Here is a 19201-nt window from a genome sequence, read left to right as displayed (position 1 = left end):
GGGGGTGGGTCTGATGTGGGGGATCGGCCTGGAAAACTGGATATTTGTGCGAAAGGCTACAATGCCAATGGGGACTTGCCGACATGGTGCCGTCCCCGGCAGCAAACAGATACCCGTCGCATGAGCTCCAAGAAAAATACCGCGTCCCGCAAGAAAACCGTTGCATCAAAAACCAGCAGTAGCCGAACCCGGGCCAGGGTAACAGGCGGGAAAGCGGGGCGCTTCTTTCGAACCTTGGGTGCATCTGCGCTGGCCTCGTTCCTGGCTGCCAGTTGTGCCCTGCATCCTGAATGGCGCGACCAGCTGTCGCTGGAGCCTATTCTGTCCCGGATGGGCTGGCAGGAGGAGGCGCCCGGTCATGCGGCAGGGCAGGCGCAGGTTCAGACAGTCTTTGCCGGCTGCCCACAATTTTTTCCGGAACGCCATGCGCCGGTCGTGCCTGCGCAGCCAGCGCTGCGCGAACTGTGTTTCAGTGCATTTGCCATCCTCCATAGTGGTCAGCAGAAAACGCCGGTCTTTGTCGCGCAGCGTCTCAACCGTCAGATGTTGGAAGCAGGGCAAGGAATCGGGCGCACGGACCGGTTCTATGCGGAAGCGCGTCTGCCGCAGGCAGAGCGTGCGGCATTGGCAGACTACCGTGGTTCGGGCTACTCCCGCGGCCATATGGCGCCGGCTGGCGACATGCATACTGCGGAAGCCATGGCACAAAGCTTTTCCCTGGCCAATATGGTGCCGCAGAACCAGGTTCACAATGGTGGCGCCTGGAGCCGCATCGAACAGGACACGCGCAAATACGTGCAGCGGGCCAAGGGGGATGTCTATATCTTCACCGGGCCGGTGTACGAAGCGGGGGCGCCTACGATTGGCGCAGGCCAGGTGGCTGTTCCCAGCTATATCTATAAGGTCGTCTATGACGCCAGCAGTGGTCGGGCCTGGGTGCATTGGCAAGCCAATCGTGCCGATACCAAAGCCGGCGCGCCCATCAGCTATGAAGAGTTCGTGCGTCGAACCGGGCTGGAACTCTTGCCGCCGGGGGCACTCCGATAATCCTTGGCGGAGGCGGTGTATCGCGATGGCATGGCAACTGTCTGACGCGGGCATGCGGGCCCAGGACGATTGCTGGCGTAAGTACGGGATGGCCGGCTGGCATCGGCATGCGGCAAGCGCTGGTGTTACCCCGGCAGGCCAAGGCTTCTCAGGTATGATGGACTTATCGTACAAGCGGAGGTAAGCGATGTCTGAAGTCAAACACAGCGCAATAGAACTGGCACGGCTTCATGCGGCGGAAGCCCAAGTGGAAATTCAGGCGGCTGCCGTTTCTCCGACGCGGCGTTCTGATGAACTGCGTGTCGAAGCAGAGGCTGCAGCCAAGAGCTTTCCTGGCCGAGAGCAGGAGTTCATGGCTGCCTACGATACTGAACTGGAAAACCAGATGGCCGAGGCGTCGCTGGAGGCAGCGGAAACAGGCCGAAAAGCGGGTGCCTGGCTCAATATTGCCAGCCTGGCGGTAGCCATCATTGTTGTGGCGGTCTTGCTGTACTACCTGCTATAGCCATTGGCGTCCGGCCTCACGGGCTGGTATTGAAAATGACGGGTGCGTGTCAGTCCCGCATGTGCCGGACAGGACAGGCCTGGTGAGGGTTCTCCAGGCGCAAATAGTCTGCGCAGGTGCGGGCAGCAGGTTCATGGGCAGGTGCATGGCAATGAAGGTGCAGCATTTCTCGATCAACCCCGTGGGCCGGGACTTTGCCGTGGGGGATATCCATGGCTGCTACTCGAAACTGGATGCGGCGTTACGGCGCATAGGCTTTGACACCGGGCGGGATCGCCTGTTTGCCGTGGGAGACCTGGTGGACCGAGGCCCGGAAAACCCTGCGGTGCTGGATTGGCTGGCAAAGCCCTGGTTCCATTCCGTCATGGGCAACCACGATGACATGGCCCTGCGCTGGCCGAACGGTCGCATGCAGGCGGCCAATTACCGCGAGAATGGCGGTGCCTGGAACATAGATCAACCACGCGAAGCGCAGGAGCGTATCGCCCGGGCCATGGCGGAATTGCCTTGCGCCATCGAAGTGGAAACGGCGGCAGGCCTGGTGGGCTTGGTGCATGCCGATGTGCCGCGCAGGAGCTGGCAGGCCTTCATCTCCGCGTTGCAGGGGGAACAAGGCGCGACCAAAGCACGCAATGTCAGCAGCATGGCCATGTGGTCCCGAGAGCGTGCCAGCACACAGAATGCAGTGGGGGTAGAAGGGATACGCGCGGTCGTTGTTGGCCACACGCCACTCGCGGAACCCATGGTGCTGGGAAACGTCTATCACATTGATACTGGCGCTGTCTTTGGGCGTGAGTTCACGCTGCTTGATCTGGCAAGGCTTGAATTTGCATGAATGCGGATGCGGGAGAAGGGTTTTGTGGCAGCGGCGCACACCGTTTTACGGCAATCGGTGATCGCTGTGGAAATAGAAAGCCTGCCATGCAACGGGCGATGCCAAAAAACCTAAACAGAAAACAAAAAAGGCCTACGCGTTTGCGTAAGCCTTTGATGTTACTGGAGGCGCAAGCCGGAATCGAACCGACGTACACGGATTTGCAATCCGCTGCATAACCACTCTGCCATTGCGCCAGCAGCACGAATCAGCCTGGGGGTCTGGCCTGCCAGCTCTGGGCTGTGTAGGTTGACCTTCGCCGTCGTGAAGCTTTAAATATTAACGCAGCCGGCTCAGCATGTCAAGCTGCCCGCAGGATTGATGCTTGAAAAGGGCAGCTGGAGACAGGGTGTTCCCTCGGCGCATTTTAATTAAGCAGGCTTTTTAGATATTAAACCCAGGGCTCTTTTATGGCCCTGAGTTTCATCAATGAAACGCATGAGGGGCTGCGTTTTAAGGTGTGACAATATACCGCTTTATTGTCGGGTGCTGCTCCGAGCTGGTTTTGATGATGGGCTTGCGGATTACTGGCTGTCGCTGAGAATTGTTGCCATAGACTTTCTGTTGATACTCTATGAGCTCTTGCTCGATAGAGGTCCATGCCCAAAAATCATGCGAGCTATTGTCACGGTGCTGATACATGGCAGATCTCCCGTAGCACATTTAACAACCATAAACATATCAGAATTTTCTACATTCTTGAATCATTGACGACCTGTTCTTGCAATATTTAAAAGAAACGCTATTTGTATCAAATTTTTACAGGTCATGTCATTGTGTGAGTTTTCTTCGCCGGCATGCTCGCCTCACCCAACCCTTGCGTCTCAAGATACCTTTATTAGAGGGAGTCTATCTATGAATATCCGTGGGGTTTTTTTACTGGCCTTGATGTGATAACTACCATAAGTGTTAGTTTTTATTCGAAAAATTAAATATAAAAAATACGTTATTTTCGAAGATTTAAATAAGTGTTTATTGAAGCTTTGACACTTCCTATGGTTTCAATGCGTTTTTGAACTATATTAAGTGAAAAAAATACTATTTATTGTTTCAATAAATATCCCATCCTAGACAAAGCGACAATTTCTGATCCCTCGTATCTGGGCGGTTCAGCGGGTTGTTAATTTCAGACTCAGGGATGGAGCACGATCCGGCCATGCTATCGAACTATACCGTTGCTATGCCTGCATGGAAGGTTGGGCAAGATGTTGTTGGTAATTTTCTTGAATTCAAAATACGCAATAGATTATTTCGAACATTAATATCGGTGCCGCAGCATCTTGCCGCTCAGTGTGTCAGCGAGATGCTTAATGACGGTGGCCAGATAACGAAGTTTGAAGCAGGAGAGTTTCCGTTACGTGACGAACCGGAAGATACCTGGCTGCTCATATATACGCATGTCAAGTGGAACCTGATCATTCGAGGGGATTTTGTCGTTTTTCCCGAGGGCGAGTTGGCATTGATACGCGGCAGGGATATAGATGCAGCCGGATTTCATGACTTCCGCGGCACGATGCTGGTGCTGCCCAGCCATAATCTGACTTTATATGACCGAACCCTATTGATGCGCCAGGCAGGTAAAAACCGGCTCAAAATGGGGTGGGGCAGGATTTTGGCTGCTTATATGGAAAGTCTGGATGTGCAGATACTGGGGCAGGCCGTGAGGGATGAGTCTGCCTGGTTGATGCTGGAGCAACATATCATGGCCTTGCTGCGCCGGGCCTTGCTGGGAGCCGCTGATACCATCGGCGTTCATGGCATGGAGAACGATGCTCAGGACGCGCTGCGCAGCAAGGGGGAGGTACTGTTCCAGCGTCTGTGTGCATGGATTTCCGAGAATTTTGCCAATCCTGAAATGTCGTCGGATTTCGTCGCCAGCCAGTTCGATATTTCACCGCGCTACATACAGAATCTTTTCTCCAAATATGGCAACGGTGAAACATTCGTATCATTTTTGCGTGACAAGCGCATGCGGCGTGCATGGGAAATGTTGAGTAGCATTGATTGTATACATCAGAGTGTGTCGGAAATCTGCTGGAACTGCGGGTTTTCCGATCCCGTGTATTTCGGCAAGATTTTCAGGCGCTTCTATGGGATGACGCCTGGAATGGCCAGGAAGAATAGCCTCAAGGAAGCCGTAGGGAGTCTTTGAGGGAAAACGCCCCAGGAAAGCCGGCTTGATGCCGGCTTTTTTTATGGGTCGGTGATATGTCAAACAGACTGGTCGGTCTGTTGTTTGTAAGTGGGAGGGAAAAGTTCCGTTGCTATCTCGGTGAAATGAAAAAAAATGAAAGTTTGTTGTGTGCTCGCTTTCAATTTATGGGTGCAGGATCACGATTATTAGTTTTGAATAATGTCATACATTGACAAAGAACCTGATTTTTTCGCATAAAAACCAGTCGATTTCGCTAATAGCCTAGTTGTGTATTGGGGTGAGATGAAACCATAGCCGCGATTCTTCTGTATCTAGGAAGAGGTTTGCGGATCTTCTTCTATGTCATTGGTTATTCGGGGAGTTTCGGGTGCAGCCTAGTGCAGTACCCGTATTGCAACTGTCACATGTCCAGTTGGTATTTCAGAAAATTGGCCATGAGGTTTGTTGCAATACTTTTCTGCTTACCCAGGCAAGCCCGAACGCTGTGATAGTTGAAAGTCCGTTTCGATCTGGTGGTTTCTTGATTAGGGTTATTCATGAACAAGGCATACCGTAATGTATGGAGCGAAGCGACGGGCACGTTTGTGGCTGTGGCCGAGAATGTAAAGGCGCGGGGCAAGCGTTCTTCCAGCGCTAAGACGCTGGCCACAGTGGCTCTGGCGGTAGCTGCGCTGGGTGCAACGGGCGCGGCACAAGCTGATGTCACACTTGACGGTTCGACACCGGTCGTCACGGACGGCACGGAAATCATTTTCGAGAACGGGGCGGGCAAGATCACTTTCACCGATGGCGGCGAGATTGATTTCGGCGCGACGGGCGGCAAGATCACTGGCCTGAATGATGGGGCACTCAACGGTACGAGCAGCGATGCAGTGACCGGCAAGCAGCTGCACGCCACCAATCAGAACGTGACGACGCTGCAAGGCGACCTGAGCGTTGCCCAAGGCAATATCACGACGCTTCAAGGTGATATGACCACCGCCAAGGGCGACATTACGACGCTCAAGGGCGATGTGACCACCGCCAAGGGCGACATTACGACGCTCAAGGGCGATATGACCACCGCCAAGGGCGACATCACGACGCTCAAGAGCGATGTGACCACCGCCAAGGGCAATATCACGACGCTGCAGACCGATCTGGGTACAGCCAAAACCGATATCACGACCTTGCAAGGGGATCTTGATGCCTTGCAAAACGGCACGGCGTCTTCTACCGGCTATGCCGGGGTCAAGTATTTCCGCGTGAATTCGGACGAACCGGACGCACAGGCGGCGGGTGAGGATGCTATCGCTGTCGGCCCGAATGCTGTCGCAACCGGCGACGCCTCGGTAGCTATCGGCCTGGACAGTGAGGTCAAGGGCAAGAGCTCCATCGCTTTGGGCGATGGCGCGAAGGTGGATGCCGAATATGGCGCGGATTCCATTGCCATCGGTACGGACGCTGCAGTGGTCGGTAATGCCAGCAGCAAAGCCGTTGCATTGGGTGCGAACGCAACGGCCTCGGCAGCGAATGCGACGGCTCTAGGCGCAGGCGCGAACGCATCGGGCGCAGGCACGGTTGCACTGGGCGGTGCCTCTGCCAGCAGCCAGAATGGGATCGCCATCGGGCAGGGCGCCACCGCCACTGCTGAGGATGGTATTTCTATCGGTACCGGTGCCGGTACGGGCATGGTTTCATCCGTGGCTGGCGACCGTACGCATCACATTGCGATCGGAGCACAGTCCGGCACGGGCGTTGAGGGCAACCAGAATATTGCAATGGGCCTGAATGCCGGTAGCAATGTCAAGGGCGATAACAACCTTGCATTCGGCAGTAATGCAGGGGGCAACTTGGCGACGGGTGATGGCAATATTGCCATTGGTACCAACGCCAACATGGCAGGTGGCTCCAACCTGCATAACTCCATTGCAATCGGGGGCGATACGTCCTCGGGCAGCGATAGCGTTGTTGTGGGCTATAAGGCAATCGCTGCTGACGGCGCTGTTGCAGCAGGTGCCTTTGCTCAAGCACAGGGTGTGAGCGTAGCGCTTGGACGCAATGCTTCCGCCAATGGCAACAATGTGGCCCTGGGTGAAGGTTCCATCGCGCGCGATTTGGATTATCAGGGCAAGACGGCTTATCTCGGTACTGGACAAATTGCTGCTGGTGGCGCGGTTTCCGTGGGTGCCGCTCCGATAGCTGGTGGATCGGTTCAAAGTGTCCGCCGCGTCATCAACGTTGCTGCTGGTAGTGATACCTATGACGCAGTCAACGTTGGGCAGCTGCGCAAGACGCAGGAAATGGTTGGCAATCTCGTCGGTGGCACGACGGTCAATGCAGACGGCACTTTCAGCCGCATCTATCTTGGCAAGGATGGGGCAGGTGTTGATCAGTATGCGGATAGCGTCGTGGACGCTTTGCAGGGGATTACTGGCGGTACGATCAACGTTCTGCCGGCCGGCACGGTGCAATATACGCCGGATGGCCGCATTGCGAACGTTACCGCAGGGAATGCGCCAACGGATGCCGTCAATGTGCAGCAAATGGAAGACTCCATTGAAGCAGGCCGTACGCGCTATGTGAGCATCAATTCGGTTGAAACGCCCAATGAAGATAATACGGGCGCATCCGGGTTGAACGCTATCGCGATCGGGCCGCGTGCACGCGCTGCCGGACTTGCCAGCACAGCGATGGGCGCATACGCTCGTGCTGAAAAAGATAACAGCATTGCCCTGGGTAATGGAACGGCGGCCGAAGGGGTGTCTTCCACCGTGGTCGGCGATAATAGCTATGCGACGGGAGCGGGCGGGATTTCTCTTGGTCTGCGCGCCTTGGGTCAAGGTGACAATTCCATCGTTATCGGTACGGATGCACAGGCCGATCCGAAGGCGAATGGCACGGTCAATAATGCAGTGGTGATCGGTACGAGCGCTGAAGTGACGGAGGATCACGGGATTGCAATCGGCTTTGACGCCGTTGCTTCCGAGAAGCGAGCGATTGCTCAAGGTGATAATGCCTTGGCCAGCGGCGTAGATTCGTCTGCGGTCGGGACAGGCGCAATGGCGAGTGGGACCAACGCTGCTGCCAGCGGCACCCGTGCCGCTGCTTCCGGAAATGACTCGATTGCCTCCGGCACTAATGCACAAAGCTATGCCAACAGTGGCATTGCAATGGGTACAGGGGCGGTTGCCGGACGAGTCGTGCAGGTGCCGGATGACGCTTTGCAGAACTTCAATTCCACTGCCATCGGCGCTGCATCGAAGGCGACTGCCTTGGATTCAACGGCCTTGGGCCATGCGGCAGAAGCCACGGGCGAGCAGGCGCTTGCCGTGGGTGATACGACCAAGGTCAGTGGCAAGCAGGCAACCGGCGTAGGCGCTTCCAACACCGTGGCGGGTACGCAGGCATTTGCCGGCGGCTACAGCAATACGGTCAACGGACAAGGTGCCAGCACGGTCGGCAATCAAAACTCCGTGGCGGCTGCTGGCGCAGGGGCATTTGGCAACTCGAACGAGCTGACCAGCCAGGCGACAAACAGCCGGGCTGTCGGGAATAACAACCAGATCAGTGCTAATAATTCGTTTGTCGTCGGTAATGGCAACAATCTGGCTGTTAGTGACGCCTTCGTGCTGGGCAATAACGCCTCCGTCGCGAACGCTGGCGGTGTGGCCATCGGCTCGGGTAGCGCCTCTACCGCAGCGGCGGGGGTGGCAGGTTATGTCGCCAATGCTGCGAAGAACAACGCGAGCAATACCTCTGCCGTCAACAATACGCAAAGCACGGCAGCCGCTGTTGCGGTCGGTTCTGCCAGCGTGCGCCGCCAGATTACGGGCGTGGCCGCAGGGACGGCGGATACCGATGCTGTCAACGTGGCCCAGTTGAAGTCCACTGGCTGGAATATCGCTACCGGCGGGACCAGCGGCACGGCACAGACCACCCATGTCAGCGCAGCCAATGGCGATGTCGTGGATATCGGCCTGGCGGCGACCGAAAACAATCTGGATGTGACGCGCTCGACGACGGGTAATACCACGACAGTTGCCTATTCCTTGAAGAAGAATCTGGATCTGGGCAGCACGGGTAGCGTCAAGACGGGTGACACCACGCTGAACAATGCGGGTGTGCAGATTACCCATGGCGGCAATGTCACCAACGTCGGCGCTGGTTCCGTGAGCGTCAGCAACGGCACCAACACCGTTACCGTCAACAGCAGCACCGGTACGGTCAATGGTCTGACGAACAAGACGTTCAACGCCAATAACTTCACGAGCGGCCAGGCGGCTACCGAAGACCAGCTCAAGCAAGTGACCGGTGATCTGACCACGCTGGGCTTCGCCATCGAAGATGAATCGGGCAACAAGATCCAGAAGAGCCTGGGCGAGTCTGCACCGATCGTCGGTGACGGCAATATCGAAACGGCCGTACAAAATGGCAAGCTGGTGGTTGGTCTGGCGGATAACGTCGATGTCAGCCAAAACCTGACGGTAGGCGGCAATAGCTCGGTGGGCGGTACGCTGAACGTGGGTGGTCCCACGACGTTGAACAGCACGCTGCAGGTAGCCGGCAACACGACGCTGGCAGGTGGCGCCACCATTGGCAACAATCTGACGGTCAACCCGTCCACCAACGTCCACTTCGGCGGCAATCAGCTGCATGGCGTGGATGAAGGTACGGCCGGGACGGACGCAGTCAATGTCAACCAGCTGAATACCACCAAGAACGACATCATTGCCAAGGGCTTTGCCCTCAAGGCGCAAGATGGTCAGACGGTGCAGAAGAGCCTGGGCGAAGCGATCGACGTGGTCGGTGGCGACGCCAATGTCGTGACCCTGGTGGATAACGGTCAGGTCAAGGTCAAGCTGGCAGATAGCGTGTCGGTCAAGGACAACCTGACGGTAGGCGGCAATAGCACGGTTATCGGCAATAGCAGCGTGACGGGCAACAGCACGGTGGGCGGCACGCTTAACGTGACGGGTTCGACGACGCTGGTTGGCGGCGCGGACATCAGCAATCACCTGACGGTCAATCCGGGTGCGACGGTCAACATGGGTGGCAACAAGATCACCAATGTGGCCAAGGGCACGGACGGTACGGATGCCGTGAATTTCGAACAGCTGACGGAATTGGCCAATCGGCCGCTGGGCTTCTCGGCTGACCAGGGCGCTCCGGTGAGCCGCAAGCTGGGCGAAACGCTGGCGGTAAACGGTGCTGACAGCAACATCGTCACCAAGACGACGGCTGCCAATGGCATCGAGATCGAACTGGCGAAGAACCTGGACCTGGGTAGCGCTGGCAGCATCAAGCTGGGTGATACGACGGTCAACAATGGTGGCCTGAGCATCGTTGGCGGCCCGAGCGTGACCAAGACCGGCATCAATGCCAACGGTACGAAGATCACGAATGTGGTGGCCGGTTCGGACGACACCGATGCCGTGAACGTGAGCCAGCTGAACGACGTCAAGGTTGTGGCGAGCAAGGGCTGGAACCTGAGCGCTCAAGGCATCGACGCGTCGAACGTAGCGCCGGGCGCAACCGTCGATCTGTCGTCCTCGGACGGCAACATCGACATCACCAAGGGGGCGACTGACGGGAACGTGAAGTTCGCGCTGGCGGACACGCTGGAGCTGGGTACGGTCAATGTCAGCAACAACCTGACGGTGGGCGGCACGACGAACCTGGGCGACAGCACGCTGGTGGTGAACAAGGGCAATGTGACCTACGCACCGAACACCACGATCGACATGGGTGGCAACAAGATCACCAATGTGAGCAAGGGTGAAGCGCCGACGGATGCCGTGAACGTTGAACAGCTGACGGAGCTGGCCAATACGCCGCTGGGCTTCTCGGCTGACCAGGGCACCCCGGTGAGCCGCAAGCTGGGCGAAACGCTGGCGGTCAACGGTGCTGACAGCAACATCGTCACCAAGACGACGGCTGCCAATGGCATCGAGATCGAACTGGCGAAGAACCTGGACCTGGGCAGCGCTGGCAGCATCACGCTGGGTGATACGACGGTCAACAATGGCGGCCTGAGCATCGTTGGCGGCCCGAGCGTGACCAAGACCGGCATCAATGCCAACGGTACGAAGATCACGAATGTGGTGGCCGGTTCGGACGACACCGATGCCGTGAACGTGAGCCAGCTGAACGACGTCAAGGTCGTGGCGAACAAGGGCTGGAACCTGTCGGCCAATGGCGCGGACACGACCAATGTCAAGCCGGGCGATACGGTGGACCTGACTGACGCCGATGGCAACATCGTGGTGAAGAAGGGTAGCGCGACCGACCCGCATCAGGTGACGTTCGGCCTGTCCGACACGCTGGACCTGGGTACGGTCAATGTCAGCAACAACCTGACGGTGGGTGGCACGACGAACCTGGGCGACAGCACGCTGGTGGTGAACAAGGGCAATGTGACCTACGCACCGAACACCACGATCGACATGGGTGGCAACAAGGTCACCAATGTGAGCAAGGGTGAAGCGCCGACGGATGCCGTGAACGTTGAACAGCTGACGGAACTGGCCAATACGCCGCTGACCTTCGTGGCTGGCGACGGTAGCAAGGTGGACCGCAAGCTGGGTCAGGAAGTGTCGTTCACAACCTCGAACACCAACCTGAGCACGACGACCACGGCCGATGGCATTCAAGTGGCACTGGCTGACGACTTGGTGCTGGATAGCGTCAAGACGGGCAACACGCTGATCAACAACAGTGGCGTGCAGGTGGGGCAGAACGTGCAACTGGGCAATACCGGCCTGGTGATCGCGAATGGCCCGAGCGTGACGAACACCGGCATCGACGCTGGCGACAAAATCATCCAGAACGTGAAAGCCGGCGTGGCTGACACTGACGGCGTGAACGTGAGCCAGCTGAAGGGTGTGGAAAACGTGGCCAACATGGGCTGGAAACTGTCGGCCAATGGCGCGGACACGACCAATGTCAAGCCGGGCGAGACGGTGGACCTGACTGACGCCGATGGCAACATCGTGGTGAAGAAGGGTAGCGCGACTGATCCGCATCAGGTGACGTTTGGCCTGTCCGACACCCTGAACCTGGGCACGGTCAACGTCAGCAACAACCTGACGGTGGGCGGCACGACCAACCTGGGTAACAACACCTTCATCGTCAAGGAAGGTGAGATCAAGGTGGCAGGCGGCACGACGGTCAACATGGGTGGCAACAAGATCACCAATGTGGCCAAGGGCACGGATGGTTCGGATGTGGTCAACAAGGACCAGTTGGATGAACTGGCCAACACGCCCTTGTATTTCGCTGCGGAATCCGGTGCGGATCTGACCCGTAAGCTGGGCCAGACCGTGAAGTTCACGGGTTCGAATGCCAACCTGAGCACGACGACCACGGCCGATGGCGTGGAAATCGCCTTGTCCGACAAGCTGGACCTGGGTGTCGATGGCAGTGTGAAGACGGGTGATACCGTTGTGAACAATGCCGGCGTCAAGGTGGGCGATGATGTCACCCTGAACAATGCTGGCCTGGTCATCAATGGTGGCCCGAGCGTGATCAAGTCTGGCATCGACGCAGGTGGCACGAAGATCACGAATGTGCTGGCCGGTTCGAATGACACCGACGCAGTGAACGTCAGCCAGTTGAAGGACGTTGAAGTCATCGCCAAGACGGGTTGGCAGCTGTCGGTCAATGGCAATGCAGCGCAAGACCAAAGCCAGGTCAAGCCGGGTGATGTGGTTGATTTCTCGAACGATGCTGATGGCAACATCATCATCGACAAGACGGATAACAACGTCGTCGTGAAGATGAACCGCGACCTGGATCTGGACTCGGTGACGACTGGCCAGACTGTCATGAACAATGACGGTGTGAAGGTGGGCAACGATGTCTTCCTGAGCAGCGACGGCCTGCGTGCTGGCGATGTGATCATCTCGGCGGTCACGGGCATCAATGCCGGCGGCAAGAGGATCACCAACGTGGCGCCAGGTATTGACCCGACAGACGCGGTGAATGTCAGCCAGCTGAAGGATGTCGAGCAGAAGGTCGGCAACCTGGATGATCGTGCGGTGAAGTACGACGGTAACGTCGGCGATCCGAAGAACAAGATCACCCTGGAAGGCGATGTTTCGACGGACGGCGGCAAGACCGGCGGCACGACCATCACCAATGTGGCGCGTGGCGAAATTTCCGAGAACAGCACGGATGCCATCAACGGCAGCCAGATCAAGGAAATGGGCGACAGCATCGCTGAGGGCATGGGCGGCAATTCGACCTTTGTCGATGGCAAGCTGGTGACCGAACTGAACGTGGGCGGCAACACCTACAACAACGTCAACGATGCGTTGAATGGTGTGAACAACGAGCTCAACACGAAGATCGAGAACGTTGCGGAAGTGGCCAACGCCGGCTGGCAGATTGACACCAATGGCGAAGGTTCCAGCAAGGTCGCACCGGGTAAGACGGTGAACTTCGTTGGCGGCAGCAATATCGAGATCTCCCGCGAAACCACGGCTGACGGTAACAACAACGTGACCGTGGGCCTGGCGCAAGACATTGCTGTGAACACGGTGACGGCCAAGACCGTGACTGCGGACACGGTGAACGCCAAGGAAGTGGTGATCGAGAATGGCCCGGTCCTGAACCAGAACGGCATTGATATGCGCAGCCAGCGCATCGTCAATCTCGCGGATGGCCAGGCGCCCAACGATGCAGTGAACGTCAGCCAGTTGGAAGCGGCTACCGGTAATCTGCAGAACCAGGTCAACAATGTGCGTGGCGATCTGCATAAGCTTGATAACAAGCTGAGCGCAGGTGTCGCGGCTGCCATGGCGACCGCAGGCTTGCCCCAGGCTTACCTGCCGGGCAAGAGCATGGCTGCGATTGCTGGTGGTACCTGGAATGGGGAATCGGGCTTTGCCATCGGTGTCTCGACGATTTCCGACAACGGCAAGTGGGTGATGAAACTGTCTGGCAACACCAGCTCGCGCGGCGATTTCGGCGGCGCAGTCGGTGTGGGTTACCAGTGGTAATCACGGCAGGCTGATTCTTGCGTGCTTCCCGCCTGGGCGGGGAGCACACGCCGGCAGGCGTATTTGGCCTGCCGGTGACTCACCCTCAGATTTCCCGAATTTCAAAGGATATTTTTCATGAAGACCGTTTCTTCCCGCCGTGTGCTGTGGGCTGCGCCCCTGGCTGCCGCCATGCTGCTCGCCGGTTGCGGCACCTTGAGCAGCGTTGATCGTGATGGCAAGACCGATGAGCCGGTATTCCCGGATGCAGAGAAGGTGACCTTGCATACGGGGACCTTCCCCAATCTGGTGGATGTGAACCAGGTGCAGGATGGCGTGACGCGCGACCAGATCTATGAATTGCTGGGCCGTCCGCATTTTTCCGAGGGTTTCCAGGTGCGCGAATGGGATTACCTGTTCCATTTCCGTACGCCTGATGGCATCAAGACCTGCCAATTCAAGATTCTGTTCGATTCGGACAAGGTCGCTCGCAGCTTCTACTGGGCGCCTGAAGATTGCCGTCCGCAGGCAGACGCTTCGCCGGTGCCCGTGCCGGTCGTGGCTGCGCCCCAGAAGTACTCGCTGGGCAGCGATGTCGGCTTTGCCTTCGGCAGCGCCACGCTGACCGCTGCAGGCAGCAGCCGGATTGCTGAAATCGCCAAGGAACTGAAGCAACAGAAAACCATAGATCAGCTGGAAGTCGTGGGTCATACCGACCGTATCGGCAGCGTGGCGTCCAATGATCTTCTGTCGCAGCGTCGTGCAGATGCCGTCCGTCACGAACTGGTTGCCAATGGCATTCCTGCGGCCAATATCCGTGCCTACGGCTATGGCCCGCGTCAACCTGTGGTGCAATGTGGCCAGGACAACCGCGCTGAATTGATCGCCTGCCTGGCGCCCAATCGTCGCGTGGATATCCAAGCCAGCGGCATCCGTTGATATGCCGCAGGGCGGTTGGCAGCATTGCCAGGGGTATGATTAACCTGTGAAGGCCCGCTGTCCTGAAGCAGTCAGGATTGAACATAGAATGTAGTTTTGGCGGAAGCAACGGCATGGTGCAAGGCGCCGCTTGCTTCCGTTGTCATTTTCCGGCCCCGGAAAACGACAATATTTCAAACGGCATGAATATGCTGTGAATATGACCGGAGTAAAGCGATGAAGACGATATTTTCCAAACCGGTGCTGGTCCGAGGCATGGCTGTGCTGAGCCTGGCGCTGTTGGCGGCCTGCCAGCAAACAGCACCTGTGCGTCAGGATAGCCAACCGACCGCCGCCGATCAGGCCGCCGCACGACAGCAGGCTGCCGCTCAGGCCGCTGCTCAGCCGGCCGCTCAGGCACCGGCAGCCAGCACGGCGCCGACTGTCAGCTTCTTCCTGGCGCAAGCCCAGCCGGCCGAAGGCCTGGCCGAGGTGGCGTTGAACCCCACGACGCGTTTGTATGCATTGCCGCAACCGGTCTTGACCCAGCAGGATCTGCAGCAGGTTGTGCCGGTGCGCAACGCCCAGGGGCAAGTCTTCCTGCGTTTTGATTTCAATGAGCAAGGCGCACAGAAACTGGCGACCGTGACCAGCCGTGCGCAGGGCAATTATCTGATTCTCAGCATGCGCGACCAGATTGTCGCGGTGCCGCAGATCACTGCCACCTATGACCAGGGTTTCCTGCCGGTGCCGGTGCAGAGCGCTGAAGCGGCACAATCCATCTTGCAGCTGCTGCGCCCGGCGCCTGCGCAACAGTAAGGGCGGCGCGACTGCCTATTCGCGTGTGCTCGGGCTCCAGAACGCCTGACGCACGCCGTACACCGCCGCCAGGTGGTGTACCAGAGAGTCCAGCACTTTGCCATCCACGGAAGTCGAGGCCAGCGTTGCCTCGATTTTCACTTCGTCCTGCCCGAACGGTTCGATTTCCAATTCCTGCTTGGGGAAATTGCAGTTCGCCAGCTCGTCTTTGAGATGTTGCATGACGATTTTTTGCTGGGCACGATCGACGATCAGCTGCAGCGAATGCGTGACTTCCACGGATTCGGTATCCAGCGGTTGGCGGTTGATGGAATCGACAACCGGGCGCAGCAAGGTATTGGCAGCCAGCACGAATGCCGTGCCCAGAATGGCTTCGATCAGCAGATCCGAGCCTGCCGCCGCCCCAACGGCGGCCGAGCCCCAGAGCGTCGCAGCGGTATTGAGGCCGCGCACATTGCCTTCTTCGCGCATGATGACGCCTGCGCCCAGGAAGCCGACGCCTGACACCACGTAAGCAATGACGCGAACGGCGCCGTCGGCATCGTGCAGACGGAAGGCAATATCAACAAACAAGGCCGCGCCTACCGCGACCAGGACATTGGTGCGCAGGCCTGCCGTGCGCTGGCGGTACTGGCGTTCAATGCCGATGATGCTGCCAAGGATGAAGGCCGCGCTCAGGCTGATGAGCGTATCGAGTAAGAAGGGCAGGTTGATGTTATGAATCGCGTTCATGGTTTCCGTTTCAAGCAGCTTGCGGGGCCGGCGGGGAGGCAGTCTGGCGCGATTCTAGCCGGTCTGTGCGATAGGGATGTTTCAGTTTCAGACAGGCCGGGGGCCACGCGGCAAGGCGGCGCGGTCGGTGGTGCCGGCGCTGCCTTGCGGGGGGATGTGAAAGCGATCATTGCCATTGTCCGGGCAGACCAGCTGGCGTAGCGTTGGCAGGAGCGGCGACGGGTTGTTGGCACGGTAGGCCATGATCAGGTCGATTTCCGGCGCCTGGCATTCAAACTGGCGGACGCAGACCGAATGTCCTGCCATCGTGGCGGCATAGGCGGGCAGCAGGGCATAGCCGATGCCGGCGCCCACCAGATTGACGTTCAGCAGGATATTCGAGGCCTGTTGCACGATGGGGCTGCGGACGCCATGGCGTTCCAGGAAGGTTTCCACCAGGTCGAACAAGGGCCTGGTAAAGGCCGGGTCAGACGCAATGCGCGGTTCGCCGTCGAGCATCTGCGGCGTGATGCGGCGCATGGCCGACAGCGGATGGCTGGCAGGCAGGAACACCTGCAGGGGTTCGGTATAGACCAGGTGAGTGACCAGCTCCGCGGATTTCAGGGGCGGGCGCAGGAACGCGACATCAATGTCGCCGCGCAGCAGCGCAGGCTCCTGCTCGTCGTTGATCAGGCTGTGCAGGCTGATATTCAGTGTCGGATAGTGCATGCGCAGTTCGGGCAGGATGGACGGAAAGATACGGATTTCCGCTGAAGGCACAAAACAGATCTTCAGGGTGTGTTCCGTCTGCCTGCCGGCGCGCCGCGCCCGCGTGACGGCATTATCGACCTGCATCAGTGCTTGCCTGGCTTCGGTGAGAAAAACCTTGCCGACTTCAGTGAGTTCAACCCGCCGCTTGGTGCGTTCCAGCAGAGGAAAGCCGATTTCTTCTTCAAGGTGAATGATCTGCTGGCTCAGCGAAGGCTGAGACGTATGCAGCCGTTGTGCGGCGCGAGTAAAGCTCAGTTCCTCAGCCACGGCTATGAAATATCTTAGATGTCTTAGTTCCATGGCTGTATTAATAGGTTGTACGTCTAAATAGAGATGAAACAACTATTTTACAGAGCTGGCGGCATTGCTGACAATTCGCCCTCAAGTGCTGCACAGATCGGCACTGGGAACCATGCAGAATAAGGAGACACAGCATGTCCATTAGCACGCTGCGGGACATAGAGGCCTTGGTGGATGCGCAGAACGGCCGCGTCACCCCGTCCATCTATACTGATCCCGATATCTATGAACTGGAACTGGAAAGGGTTTTCGGGCGCTGCTGGCTGTTCCTGGCGCACGAAAGCCAGATTCCCAAGGCCGGTGACTTCTTCAATACCTATATGGGGGAAGACCCTATTGTGGTGGTGCGCCAGAAAGACGGGTCGATCAAGGCCTTTCTGAACCAGTGCCGCCATCGTTCCATGCGCGTCAGTTTCGCGGATTCCGGCAATACACGTGCATTTACCTGTCCGTATCATGGCTGGTCCTATGGCGTGGATGGCGCATTGGTGGAAGTGCCGCTTGAGCCGCGCGCCTATCCGCAGGGCCTGTGCAAGGAAAAATGGGGCTTGCAGGAAGTGACCCGGATTGAAATCTACAAGGGTCTGATTTTTGGCAACTGGGATGCCAGTGCGCCGGGCTTGCGGGAGTACATGGGCGATATCGCCTGGTATTTGGATGGGGTGCTGGATCGCCGCGAAGGCGGGACGGAAATCATCGGCGGCCCGCACAAATGGGTGATCGACTGCAACTGGAAGTTCCCGGCCGAGCAGTTCGCCAGTGACCAGTATCATGCGCTTTTCAGCCATGCCTCGGCCGTTCAGGTGCTGGGTGCCAAGGCGGATGCGGACAAGGCGCTGGGCGCCGGCCAGACCGCGCGTCCAGTCTGGGAGACGGCCAAGGATGCCGTGCAGTTCGGCCAGGATGGGCATGGCTGCGGCTTTTTCTTCACGGAAAAGCCGGACGCGAACGTCTGGGTCGATGGCGAAGTCTCGCAGTATTTCCGCGATACCTATCCGGAAGCGCTGGAGCGCCTGGGAGAAGTCCGTGCCCTGCGGCTGGCTGGTCATAACAATATGTTCCCGACGCTGTCCTGGCTCAATGGAACGGCGACCTTGCGGGTATGGCATCCGCGCGGCCCGAATCAGGTGGAAGTCTGGGCATTCTGTATTGCCGACAAGGCGGCGCCTGATGATGTGAAGGCGGCATTCGAGCGCAGTGCGACCCGTGCCTTCGGCCCGGCAGGTTTTCTGGAGCAGGATGACTCCGAAAACTGGGTGGAGGTGCAGAAGGTCTTGCGTGGCAAGCGTGCCCGCAATAGCAAGCTGTGCATGGAGATGGGCCTGGGGCGCGAGCGCTTGCGCGAAGACGGTATTCCCGGTGTGACGAACTACATTTTCTCGGAAACGGCAGCACGCGGGATGTACCGCCGCTGGGCTGATCTGTTGTTGTCGGAAACCTGGGACGAAGTCCAGGAACGCACCCGTCAATACACTGAGGAGCTGGTGAAATGAGCGCCGTCGTGGAAAGCATCGAACAGGGCAAAGCAGGCTCGCTGGAATTGCATCATGAAATCGGGCAATTCCTGTACCTGGAAGCGGAATTGCTGGATGACTGGGAGTTTCGGGATTGGCTGGATCTGCTGGCCGAGGACATCGAGTACACCATGCGCACGACGGTCAATGCCCAGACGCGTGACCGCCGCCGCAGCATTCAGCCGCCGACAACCTGGGTGTTCAACGACACCAAGTTCCAGCTGGAGCGCCGCATTGCCCGACTGGAAACCGGTATGGCCTGGGCGGAAGAGCCGCCGTCGCGCACGCGCCACCTGATTACCAATCTGCGGGTCCGCGAATCGGCGCAGCCGGGGGAGTATGACGTACGGCAGAATTTCATCCTTTACCGCGCGCAGAAGGAACGGGATGAAGTGTTCTATGCGGGCATGCGCCAGGACCGGCTGCGCCGCGCCGATAACGCTGCGGGCTGGCTGCTGTGCCGTCGTCATATCACGCTGGATCAGGTGGTGATGACATCCCATAACCTCAGCGTTCTGTTCTGAACGGCCTGTTGTTTGCACGGGAGGCCACGGCCCTGTGGGGCAGGCCTGGCTTGAGCATCTCGGCCGGGCGCCCAGGTTTGCCCGGCTCCCCTATTTTTCATGA

At 58.1% G+C, this 19201-nt stretch carries 11 protein-coding genes and 1 tRNA gene; 9 read left to right on the top strand and 3 right to left on the bottom strand.

Annotated elements, in window-relative coordinates:
* Positions 1-120 precede the first annotated feature (120 nt).
* The 3 genes from ACNA1V_RS16370 (at position 121) to ACNA1V_RS16360 (ending at position 2387) form a co-directional block, all read left to right on the top strand.
* Positions 121-1047 carry a DNA/RNA non-specific endonuclease gene (locus tag ACNA1V_RS16370; RefSeq protein ID WP_415834654.1) on the top strand — a complete coding sequence of 309 codons (927 nt, stop codon included), beginning with the start codon at positions 121-123 and terminating at the stop codon, positions 1045-1047.
* 187 nt (positions 1048-1234) lie between these two features.
* Positions 1235-1552, top strand: coding sequence for a hypothetical protein (locus tag ACNA1V_RS16365; RefSeq protein WP_415834653.1), 318 nt, complete (start codon positions 1235-1237; stop codon positions 1550-1552).
* A gap of 151 nt (positions 1553-1703) precedes the next feature.
* Positions 1704-2387, top strand: coding sequence for a metallophosphoesterase (locus tag ACNA1V_RS16360; protein WP_415834652.1), 684 nt, complete (start codon positions 1704-1706; stop codon positions 2385-2387).
* A gap of 162 nt (positions 2388-2549) precedes the next feature.
* Here ACNA1V_RS16360 and ACNA1V_RS16355 read toward each other — a convergent pair.
* Positions 2550-2623: transfer RNA gene (locus ACNA1V_RS16355), tRNA-Cys, on the bottom strand.
* A gap of 959 nt (positions 2624-3582) precedes the next feature.
* Here ACNA1V_RS16355 and ACNA1V_RS16350 point away from each other — a divergent pair.
* From ACNA1V_RS16350 to ACNA1V_RS16335, 4 genes are all read left to right on the top strand, one after another.
* On the top strand, positions 3583-4578 hold the full coding sequence (locus ACNA1V_RS16350; protein ID WP_415834651.1) for a helix-turn-helix transcriptional regulator: 996 nt from the start codon (positions 3583-3585) through the stop codon (positions 4576-4578).
* A gap of 539 nt (positions 4579-5117) precedes the next feature.
* Entirely contained in the window at positions 5118-13562 is an 8445-nt protein-coding gene (locus tag ACNA1V_RS16345; protein ID WP_415834650.1) for a YadA-like family protein, read from the top strand.
* Positions 13563-13679: 117 nt separating this feature from the next.
* The gene (locus tag ACNA1V_RS16340) at positions 13680-14480 is read left to right on the top strand and encodes an OmpA family protein (protein ID WP_415834649.1); all 801 of its coding nucleotides are present in this window, start codon (positions 13680-13682) and stop codon (positions 14478-14480) included.
* A gap of 216 nt (positions 14481-14696) precedes the next feature.
* On the top strand, positions 14697-15278 hold the full coding sequence (locus ACNA1V_RS16335; RefSeq protein WP_415834648.1) for a SecDF P1 head subdomain-containing protein: 582 nt from the start codon (positions 14697-14699) through the stop codon (positions 15276-15278).
* A 15-nt stretch (positions 15279-15293) separates the two neighbouring features.
* Here the strand turns inward: ACNA1V_RS16335 and ACNA1V_RS16330 are convergent, their stop codons facing one another.
* On the bottom strand, positions 15294-16010 hold the full coding sequence (locus ACNA1V_RS16330; protein ID WP_415834647.1) for an MgtC/SapB family protein: 717 nt from the start codon (positions 16008-16010) through the stop codon (positions 15294-15296).
* Between the two features lie 87 nt (positions 16011-16097).
* On the bottom strand, positions 16098-17060 hold the full coding sequence (locus ACNA1V_RS16325; protein ID WP_415834646.1) for a LysR substrate-binding domain-containing protein: 963 nt from the start codon (positions 17058-17060) through the stop codon (positions 16098-16100).
* Between the two features lie 134 nt (positions 17061-17194).
* On the opposite strand from ACNA1V_RS16325, the gene hcaE reads away from it, so the two are divergent.
* Both hcaE and hcaF read left to right on the top strand, forming a co-directional pair.
* Positions 17195-18553, top strand: coding sequence for a 3-phenylpropionate/cinnamic acid dioxygenase subunit alpha (gene hcaE / locus ACNA1V_RS16320; protein ID WP_415834645.1), 1359 nt, complete (start codon positions 17195-17197; stop codon positions 18551-18553).
* Entirely contained in the window at positions 18550-19098 is a 549-nt protein-coding gene (gene hcaF / locus ACNA1V_RS16315; RefSeq protein ID WP_415834644.1) for a 3-phenylpropionate/cinnamic acid dioxygenase subunit beta, read from the top strand. Before hcaE ends, hcaF begins: the two co-directional genes overlap by 4 nt.
* Positions 19099-19201 lie beyond the last annotated feature (103 nt).

This window comes from Kerstersia similis (assembly GCF_965139615.1).
GTDB lineage: Bacteria > Pseudomonadota > Gammaproteobacteria > Burkholderiales > Burkholderiaceae_B > Kerstersia > Kerstersia similis.
The sequence above is the reverse complement of the archived record's forward strand: the minus strand, read 5'-3'. Positions and strand labels throughout refer to the sequence as shown.

Bases quoted from the DNA above. Each gene is read 5' to 3' on its own strand.
- ACNA1V_RS16345 (WP_415834650.1), top strand. From the start codon at position 5,118: ATGAACAAGGCATACCGTAATGTATGGAGCGAAGCGACGGGCACGTTT.
- ACNA1V_RS16330 (WP_415834647.1), bottom strand. From the start codon at position 16,010: ATGAACGCGATTCATAACATCAACCTGCCCTTCTTACTCGATACGCTC.
- hcaF (WP_415834644.1), top strand. From the start codon at position 18,550: ATGAGCGCCGTCGTGGAAAGCATCGAACAGGGCAAAGCAGGCTCGCTG.
- ACNA1V_RS16365 (WP_415834653.1), top strand. From the start codon at position 1,235: ATGTCTGAAGTCAAACACAGCGCAATAGAACTGGCACGGCTTCATGCG.
- ACNA1V_RS16325 (WP_415834646.1), bottom strand. From the start codon at position 17,060: ATGGAACTAAGACATCTAAGATATTTCATAGCCGTGGCTGAGGAACTG.
- ACNA1V_RS16350 (WP_415834651.1), top strand. From the start codon at position 3,583: ATGCTATCGAACTATACCGTTGCTATGCCTGCATGGAAGGTTGGGCAA.
- hcaE (WP_415834645.1), top strand. From the start codon at position 17,195: ATGTCCATTAGCACGCTGCGGGACATAGAGGCCTTGGTGGATGCGCAG.
- ACNA1V_RS16335 (WP_415834648.1), top strand. From the start codon at position 14,697: ATGAAGACGATATTTTCCAAACCGGTGCTGGTCCGAGGCATGGCTGTG.
- ACNA1V_RS16340 (WP_415834649.1), top strand. From the start codon at position 13,680: ATGAAGACCGTTTCTTCCCGCCGTGTGCTGTGGGCTGCGCCCCTGGCT.
- ACNA1V_RS16370 (WP_415834654.1), top strand. From the start codon at position 121: ATGAGCTCCAAGAAAAATACCGCGTCCCGCAAGAAAACCGTTGCATCA.
- ACNA1V_RS16360 (WP_415834652.1), top strand. From the start codon at position 1,704: ATGAAGGTGCAGCATTTCTCGATCAACCCCGTGGGCCGGGACTTTGCC.